The organism is Desulfosarcina sp. (assembly GCF_041551955.1).
Taxonomy (GTDB): domain Bacteria; phylum Desulfobacterota; class Desulfobacteria; order Desulfobacterales; family Desulfosarcinaceae; genus Desulfosarcina.
Genome location: NZ_JBFELV010000229.1, coordinates 1 through 7,933, shown reverse-complemented (window position 1 = coordinate 7,933; position 7,933 = coordinate 1). Strand labels below are relative to the sequence as shown.

At 60.4% G+C, this 7,933-nt stretch carries 6 protein-coding genes and 1 pseudogene; all 7 read left to right on the top strand.

Annotated elements, in window-relative coordinates:
* Positions 1 to 650, top strand: a pseudogene (locus tag ABYV26_RS16100) (hypothetical protein); the annotation flags it as partial.
* 196 nt (positions 651 to 846) lie between these two features.
* Positions 847 to 1,185, top strand: a complete 339-nt coding sequence (locus tag ABYV26_RS16095; protein ID WP_372682375.1) for an arsenosugar biosynthesis-associated peroxidase-like protein — start codon at positions 847 to 849, stop codon at positions 1,183 to 1,185.
* Between the two features lie 15 nt (positions 1,186 to 1,200).
* Entirely contained in the window at positions 1,201 to 2,175 is a 975-nt protein-coding gene (arsS, locus tag ABYV26_RS16090) for an arsenosugar biosynthesis radical SAM (seleno)protein ArsS (protein ID WP_372682374.1), read from the top strand.
* A gap of 229 nt (positions 2,176 to 2,404) precedes the next feature.
* Positions 2,405 to 3,196 carry an alpha/beta hydrolase family protein gene (locus ABYV26_RS16085; RefSeq protein WP_372682373.1) on the top strand — a complete coding sequence of 264 codons (792 nt, stop codon included), beginning with the start codon at positions 2,405 to 2,407 and terminating at the stop codon, positions 3,194 to 3,196.
* 35 nt (positions 3,197 to 3,231) lie between these two features.
* Positions 3,232 to 5,961 (top strand): 2-oxoglutarate dehydrogenase E1 component, encoded by a 2,730-nt coding sequence (locus ABYV26_RS16080; protein WP_372682372.1) that lies wholly within the window; start codon positions 3,232 to 3,234, stop codon positions 5,959 to 5,961.
* Positions 5,962 to 6,138: 177 nt separating this feature from the next.
* Entirely contained in the window at positions 6,139 to 7,398 is a 1,260-nt protein-coding gene (gene odhB / locus ABYV26_RS16075) for a 2-oxoglutarate dehydrogenase complex dihydrolipoyllysine-residue succinyltransferase (RefSeq protein ID WP_372682371.1), read from the top strand.
* A 1-nt stretch (position 7,399) separates the two neighbouring features.
* On the top strand, positions 7,400 to 7,933 hold a 534-nt coding region (locus ABYV26_RS16070; RefSeq protein ID WP_372682370.1), incomplete at its 3' end, for an FAD-dependent oxidoreductase.

Genomic DNA, 7,933 nt, shown 5'->3' with positions numbered 1-7,933 from the left:
TTTCGGTGGACGCCCGGCTGCGCACCAATCAGAAACACATTTTTGCTGCCGGTGACGTCAGCGGCGGCTATCAGTTCACCCACGCCGCCGGTTATGAAGGGGGGGTGGTGGTGAGCAACGCGGTATTTCACCTGCCGCGCAAGGTGGACTACACCTGGCTGCCCTGGTGCACCTACACGGATCCAGAGCTGGCCAGCATCGGACTCAATGAACGGGCGGCAAAAGATGCGGGCCTCGACTATTCCGTCTGGACCGAGGCGTTTCAGGACAACGACCGCTCGCTGGCCGAAGGTCAGACCGAAGGCCGGATCAAACTGATCCTCGATAAAAAGGAAAAGCCGCTGGGGGTTCAGATACTTGGCCCCCGGGCCGGAGATCTGATTGCCGAATGGGTGGCCGTCCTGAACGGCGGCGTAAAGCTTTCCACCCTGGCTTCGGCCATTCATCCCTATCCCACCTTGGGAGAGATCAGCAAACGGGTGACGGGCAATGTCTTCACGCCGAAAATATTTTCCGAGAAAGTGCAAAAAGGGCTTAAGTTCTTCTTCAACCTGAAGGGGCGGGCGTGTACGCCGGAGGTGTGCGAGGACAAAAGCCTCATGCCGGATGCCGGAGGGCCGAGGTCTGAGGATAGAGGTCAGAGGGTGTGAGCATCAGGGCCGACGGTGGAAGATAAATTGATGCTATGGTTCATCAAGAGATGGTAGGTCGTGGTTCAGATCGAGGCCGCAGGGTTATTGATTCCGCAGGCGCAGCAGCGCTACGTTGAGGATCTCAATAGCCCGAGAGCGATGAGCTGGATCGCGAGATCTCGTTTCTTGATCGACAATCAAAAAGGAGACGGCCATGGAAACCTACTACAAACCCGACGATCTGCCTAAATTCGGTGATATCGGAAAAGACAATCCCTACCTGGCGCAAAAGTTTTTCGAGTATTACGAAGCGGTTTTCGCCGAGGGTGAGCTGACCCAGCGGGAGAAATCGCTCATCGCCCTGGCCGTGGCCCACGCCGTCCAATGTCCATACTGCATCGATGCCTACACGCGTTCATGCCTTGAGACCGGTTCCAACACCGCGGAAATGATCGAAGCCGTCCACGTGGCCACCGCCATTCGGGGGGGCGCTTCTCTGGTGCACGGCGTCCAGATGAAAAATATCGCCGAAAAGATGTCCATGCAAAGGTAGTGTGAAGAGGCAACCATGGATGGCGACCAAGCGTTTGTTCATCAAATGGATAGCGAGCCGACGGGGTTTTCCAGGACCCTTGCCCGGCATGGGTTGAAATTGGTCCGGGGAAACACCTCCATTCTGCAGGTCAACCTGGGACTGCTGTGCAATCAGACCTGCGGCCATTGTCACCTGAATGCCGGTCCCGGTAAAACCGAGGTCATGACGCGCCAGACCGCCAACCAGATCGCGGCATGGGCCAGGGGAGCGCCCTTTGAAACCATCGACATTACCGGTGGCGCCCCCGAGATGAACCCCGACATTGTCACCATTGTCGAGACGTTTGCCGACCTGGCGCCGAAACTGATTTTCCGATCCAACCTGTCGGCCCTGAACAGTGGCGGGCGGGAGCACCTGATGGACCTGCTCAAAAGCCTCAAGGTCACCGTCGTGGCATCCTTTGCCTCCATCAACGAATCCCAGGCGGATGCCCAGCGGGGGGATGGGGTGTTCAGGGCCAGCATTGCCGCTCTCAAGAAACTCAACGCCCTGGGATACGGGCGGCCGGAAACCGGCCTGGAGTTGAACCTGGTCTCCAACCCCACGGGGGCCTTCATGGCTCCTGATCAGGCCCAGACGGAGAAGCGGTTTCGCCAGATGCTCGAACGCAAGTGGGGCATCACCTTCAATCATCTCTTCAGCTTTTCCAACGCGCCGTTGGGGCGTTTCAGGCGTTGGCTGGAGCGATCCGGCAATCTGTCGGCCTATCTGAAGAAACTGGCGGACGGATTCAACCCGTGCGCGGTGGACGGGGTGATGTGCCGGACCCTGGTGTCGGTCTCCTGGGACGGCTACCTGTATGACTGTGACTTCAATTTGGCCCGGGGGCTGCCCATGGGCGGCAGTCGGGTCCATGTGACCGACATGATCGGACGCCCGGAGCGAGGCTGTCCCATCGCCACGGCAGACCACTGCTATACCTGCACCGCCGGCGCCGGATTCACCTGAGGCGGTGCTATCGGCACCTGAGGGTCAGGTGCGTGCATCACCGGTTCCTTCTCGAGACATCCTGTCTCAAGTGAATCATCTTTTCTTTCCGACAAGCATCCAATCCATCCGTTTCAGCGGTTGTCCGCCGGGTGCAGCCTATCGCTGCCCCGGACCCTTTTTACCTTGACGATCATGGCATGAATCTTGTTAATATGAGGAAATCCCGATCCCTTCCCGCGGAGAGAGAATGGAACAGCAGATCCAATTCAACAATCCTATGGGGGAAACCCTTGCCGGAACCCTGCACCAGCCCGAGCGGTCTCCGGTCGGCGCAGTCATCGCCGGCCACTGTTTTACCTGTTCCCGGCACACGGGTATCCTGCGGCGCATCTGCAGTGCGCTGGGCGACGCCGGGTTCATGGCGCTGCGATTCGATTTTTCCGGAAACGGGCAGAGTCAGGGACGGTTTGAACACTCCACCTGGTCCAAGCAGGTATTGGAGATGGAGGCGGCGATTGCCCTGGTGCAGGAAAAAGGCGCCCCCTGGATCGGCTTGGCCGGGCACTCATTGGGTGCGGCCATCGCTCTGCTTACCGCCCGGCGAACAAAGACCGTATCGGCCGTCTGCCGGGTGGCCGGGCGCGTCAGCCCGACGCGACCGATGCATTTTCTCACGCCGTCACAACAGCAGACGCTGGCGCAGACCGGTCAGGTGGGATTTAACAGCCGCGAACGCCAGCTTAGGCTCAACCAGGATTTTTTCGATGATGCGGACCGGCACGATCTGATGGATGCCACCCGATCGTTGGCGATTCCCATGCTCGTGGTTCACGGCGACCAGGACGAAATCATTCCGGTGTCCGAAGCGCATCTGGCCAAAACGGCAAATCCCCGGATGGTCGAGTTGGCCATTGTCGCCGGGGGCGATCACATGCTCACCCAGCCGGACCACCAGCGGCTGGTGACCCGGACCGTGACCGGCTGGTTCTGCCGCCAGGCCGGTGCCCCGGCACCCGGCGACACGAGTCGTCAACAATGATCAACGCGTAGAACGCCCATAGGAGACGCTGAACCATGAACCTGTCCGAAACCTTGAGCGCCGACTTTATCGACGCCCAATACCGCAAATGGAAATCCGACCCATCGTCGCTCTCGGATGACTGGCAGTTCTTCTTTAGAGGATTCGAATTGGCCGGGGCGGCCGGACCGGCGGATGTCGATCCGGATCAGGCCCTGCGCCAGGCCAACGTGGGCGAGCTGATCCGCCGCTACCGGGACATCGGCCACCTGCTGGCCTGCATGGATCCGTTGTCCGCATGCCCCACCGCCCACCCGCTTCTGGAGTTGGACGCATTTGGCCTGGACGTGTCCGACCTGGACCGCACCTTTGCTGCACCGGGTTTGATCGACAAGGCCGCGGCACCGCTCAAGGAGATCGTGGGCCGGCTGAAACAGACCTATTGCCACAGCGTCGGCGTGGAGTACATGCACCTTCAGGACCCCGACGAGCGCCGGTGGCTTCAGGCGCGCATGGAACCGGTGAAGAACCAGGCTGAACTCACGGCGGACGAACGGGTTGAGACCCTCAAAAAGCTCTCCGCGGCGTCCCTGTTTGAGGGGTTTCTCAACAAAAAGTATGTGGGCGTGACGCGCTTTTCGCTGGAGGGCGGTGAAGCCCTTATCCCTTTTCTGGACGTCCTGCGCCGGCGGGCGGTGGAATTCGGGTGTCGCGAAATCATCTTCGGCATGGCTCACCGGGGGCGCCTCAACGTGCTGCGCAACATCCTTGAAAAGCCGGCCGAAGAGATCTTCTCGGAGTTCGAAAGCTGCTATGATCCCCAGGACCTGGTGGGGTCCGGGGATGTCAAGTATCATATCGGCTATCTCACCGAGCACAACATGGCGGACGGCACCTCGATTTCCCTCTATCTTGTGAGCAACCCCAGCCACCTGGAGGCGGTGAATCCGGTGGTGGAAGGCATCGTCCGGGCCCGGCAGGATCTGCTGGCAGCCGACGGCGACAAGGCGGTCCTTCCGGTGCTGATGCATGGCGATGCGGCCTTTGCGGGGCAGGGGGTCGTGGCGGAAACCCTGAATATGTCTCAATTGAAGGGCTACCGAACCGGTGGGACGGTGCACGTCGTCATCAACAATCAGATTGGATACACCACCCTGCCCGAGGATGCCCGCTCCACCCGCTATTCGACCGATGTGGCTAAAATGCTCATGGTGCCGATCTTCCACGTCCACGGTGAAGATCCGGAGGCCGTGGTACACGTGGCCCGACTGGCGGCCGACTACCGTTACCGCTTCGGCAAGGATGTGGTTATCGACCTGGTCTGTTATCGCCGTTACGGTCACAACGAAGGGGATGAACCCTATTTCACCCAGCCGACCATGTACCAGCGCATCCGCCAGCGTCCGCCGCTGAACCGGGTGTACGGCGACCGGCTGGTGGCCGAGGGCGTGGTATCGAAAACGGATGTGGATAAAATAGAACAAGCCGTTAACAGCGGTCTCGATGCGGCCTACGAGGAGGTCCACGGCGACACCTGCCTTTTCCCCGAACCCAGGTTCTTTCCGGAATGGGAGACGGTCAGCGGTGCGTTTTCCCATGACCCGGTCGAGACCGCGGTGGAGGAAAAGACGCTGGTAAAACTGGCCGACCGCCTGGCACAGCTGCCCGATGGGTTTACCGTCCACCCCCGGCTGAAGGGTGTGCTGGACAAGCGCCTTGACGCCGTCAACACCGGTAAAGGCATTGACTGGGCCGGCGCCGAAGCCCTGGCTTTTGCATCCTTGCTTGCCGACGGCCACACCGTGCGGCTCAGCGGCCAGGATGTGAGCCGCGGCACCTTCAGTCAGCGCCACAGCGTCATCTGGGACTATGAGACGGGCCAAGCCCACACCCCCCTGAATCACCTGAAAGCGGGACAGGCCGCTTTTGAAGTGTATAACAGCCTGTTGGCCGAGGCCGGTGTGCTGGGTTTTGAATATGGCTACGCGGTCACCCGGCCCGAGGTGCTGACCCTGTGGGAGGCCCAGTTCGGCGATTTTGTCAATAACGCCCAGTGCGTCATCGACCTGTTTATCGCCAGCGGCCAGGCCAAGTGGCAGCAGTTGTGCGGATTGACCCTGCTGCTGCCCCACGGCTGGGAGGGGTTAGGGCCGGAACATTCCAGTGCCCGCTTGGAGCGCTTTCTCCAGCTTTGTGCCAACGACAACATGCAGGTGGCCAACCCGACCACCCCGGCGCAGTACTTCCATCTGCTGCGACGGCAGATCAAGGCGCCGTTCCGCAAGCCGCTGATCCTCATGACCCCCAAGAGCCTGTTGCGTCATCCCATGGCCGTCTCCTCGCTGAAGGATTTGATCCATGGTCGGTTTTCACCGATCTTGGACGATGCGGAGGCGACGACGTCAGCCAAAAAGGTCATTTTCTGCAGCGGCAAAATTTACTACCAATTGGTTGCCCGACGGCAGCAGATCAATGCCGACGACACGGCCATCATTCGGGCTGAAATGCTTCACCCGTTTCCTGAAAAGGCACTTGAGAAGGTCGTTGGTCGATACAAGAAAGCCAAGGACTGGACCTGGGTGCAGGAGGAGCCGGAGAACATGGGCGCCTGGCAGTTCATGCGGCCCAGGCTGTCGCCGATGCTGAAAAAGCCCCTCGACTACGTCGGCCGAAATGCCGCTGCGAGTCCGGCCACCGGTTTTCCCAAGATCTACAAAATGGAGCAGGACGGCATCGTCGACCGGGCCATCGGCCCCCATGACCAGGCGGGGGGGATGGCGGGGTGATGGAAGCCGGAAGACAGAGGACAGAGGGCGGAGGACGGAGGACAGAGGACAGAGGACGGAATTCAGAAATCAGACATCTGACCTCCGACTTCGGTTATAAATAGCGCCAAACCAACCCGGCCAACCCCATAAACCCAATAAACCCAACGAACGCGATCAACTAACCAAGGAGCCTGCATGTCCATCGAAATCAAGATTCCCAGTGTTGGCGAGTCGGTCCAGGAAGCAGTCCTGGCCGAATGGTTCAAACAGGACGGCGACACCGTCCGCAAGGACGATCCTTTGTTTGTCATCGAAACGGACAAGGTGACCCTGGAGGTGGTGGCCGAGGCGGATGGCGTGCTGAAGATCCTCGTGGCTGCCGGAGAAACCGTGGCTATCGGTACGGTGGTAGGGGCCTTGGAACCCGTGGATGCAGCCGCGTCGGCGCCGGAAAAGCCGAAAGCCGAAGTCGCGCCGGAACCCAAGCAGGAACCGGAAAAAGCAGCGGCCCCGGCGCCTGCCGTACCGGCAACCAAACCTCCGGCGCCTTCAGCCCCGGCCACGCCTGCCGACGGCATCCCCCTGGCGCCGTCGGTGCGCCGGTTGGTCGCCGAAAAGAACCTGGATGCGTCGAAAATCCAGGGCAGCGGCCCCGGCGGGCGCATCAGCAAGGGAGACGTGCTGCTATACCTGGAAAAAGCGCCGGCCGGCATCCCCGAAGCCCCTCGCACCCCGGCGGTTGAACCGTCGGCGGCAGCCATGGAAGAACGCAAACCCATGACGCCCATCCGCAAACGCATTGCCGAGCGGCTGCTGGAGTCCAAACAGAGCACGGCCATGCTGACCACCTTCAATGAGATCGACATGGCCCGGGCCATGGAAATCCGATCCCTGTACAAGGAGGCGTTCGCCAAGCGCCACGGCGTCTCGCTGGGGTTCATGTCCTTCTTCGTCAAGGCATGTGTGGCGGCCCTCAAGGAGGTGCCCGAGATCAACGCCTTCATCGACGGCCATGACATCGTCTACCACAACTACCAGCACGTCGGTGTGGCCGTGGGCACCCCGCGGGGACTCGTGGTGCCGGTGATCCGCCATGTCGAACGCTTGAGCTTCGCCCAGGTGGAAAAAGCCATCGTGGATTACGTGACCAAGATCAAGGACAACCGGCTGGAGCTGGCCGACCTGGAGGGGGGCACCTTCACGGTGAGCAACGGCGGCGTATACGGCAGCCTGCTTTCCACCCCCATCCTCAATATGCCCCAGAGCGGGATCCTGGGTATGCACAAGATCGAAAAGCGACCGGTGGTGATCGATGACCAGATCGTCATCCGGCCCATGATGTACGTGGCGCTGAGCTACGACCACCGCATCGTGGACGGCAAGGGCGCGGTGACCTTTCTCAAACGGGTCAAGGAGTTCGTCGAAAACCCGGAACGCATGGCATTGGAGGTGTAAGATGGCACAGCAAGCACAGTTCGACCTGGTGATCATCGGCTCCGGACCCGGCGGGTACGTGGCGGCCGTTCGTGCGGCCCAGCTCGGCATGAAAACCGCCGTGGTGGAAAAAGCCTCCCGTCTGGGCGGTGTCTGCCTCAACGTGGGGTGCATCCCCAGCAAGGCGCTGCTGGATTCCTCCGAGTACTATCACCTTGCCAAGGACCGTTTTGCCGAATACGGCATCAAGACGGGAAAAGTCTCCCTCGATTTGTCGGCCATGCTGGCCCGCAAGGACAAGGTGGTGGAGGAACTGACCGAAAACGTGCGCAAGCTGCTGGATGGCAACAATATCGAAATCATCCATGGCACGGCATCGGTCGCGGCGGCGGGAACTGTAGAGGTGGATACGGGCAAAAAGAAAAAGACGACCCTGTCGGCCAAGAACATCCTGTTGGCCACCGGCTCCGAACCCATTGAAGTCAAAGGACTGGAATTCGACGGCAAGCATATCGTCAGCTCCACCGAAGCGCTTTCCTTCGACACGGTACCTAAA

Coding starts and splice junctions, on each gene's coding strand:
- ABYV26_RS16095 (WP_372682375.1), top strand. CDS start 847: ATGGAAACCTACTACAAACCCGACGATCTGCCTAAATTCGGTGATATC.
- arsS (WP_372682374.1), top strand. CDS start 1,201: ATGGATGGCGACCAAGCGTTTGTTCATCAAATGGATAGCGAGCCGACG.
- ABYV26_RS16085 (WP_372682373.1), top strand. CDS start 2,405: ATGGAACAGCAGATCCAATTCAACAATCCTATGGGGGAAACCCTTGCC.
- ABYV26_RS16080 (WP_372682372.1), top strand. CDS start 3,232: ATGAACCTGTCCGAAACCTTGAGCGCCGACTTTATCGACGCCCAATAC.
- odhB (WP_372682371.1), top strand. CDS start 6,139: ATGTCCATCGAAATCAAGATTCCCAGTGTTGGCGAGTCGGTCCAGGAA.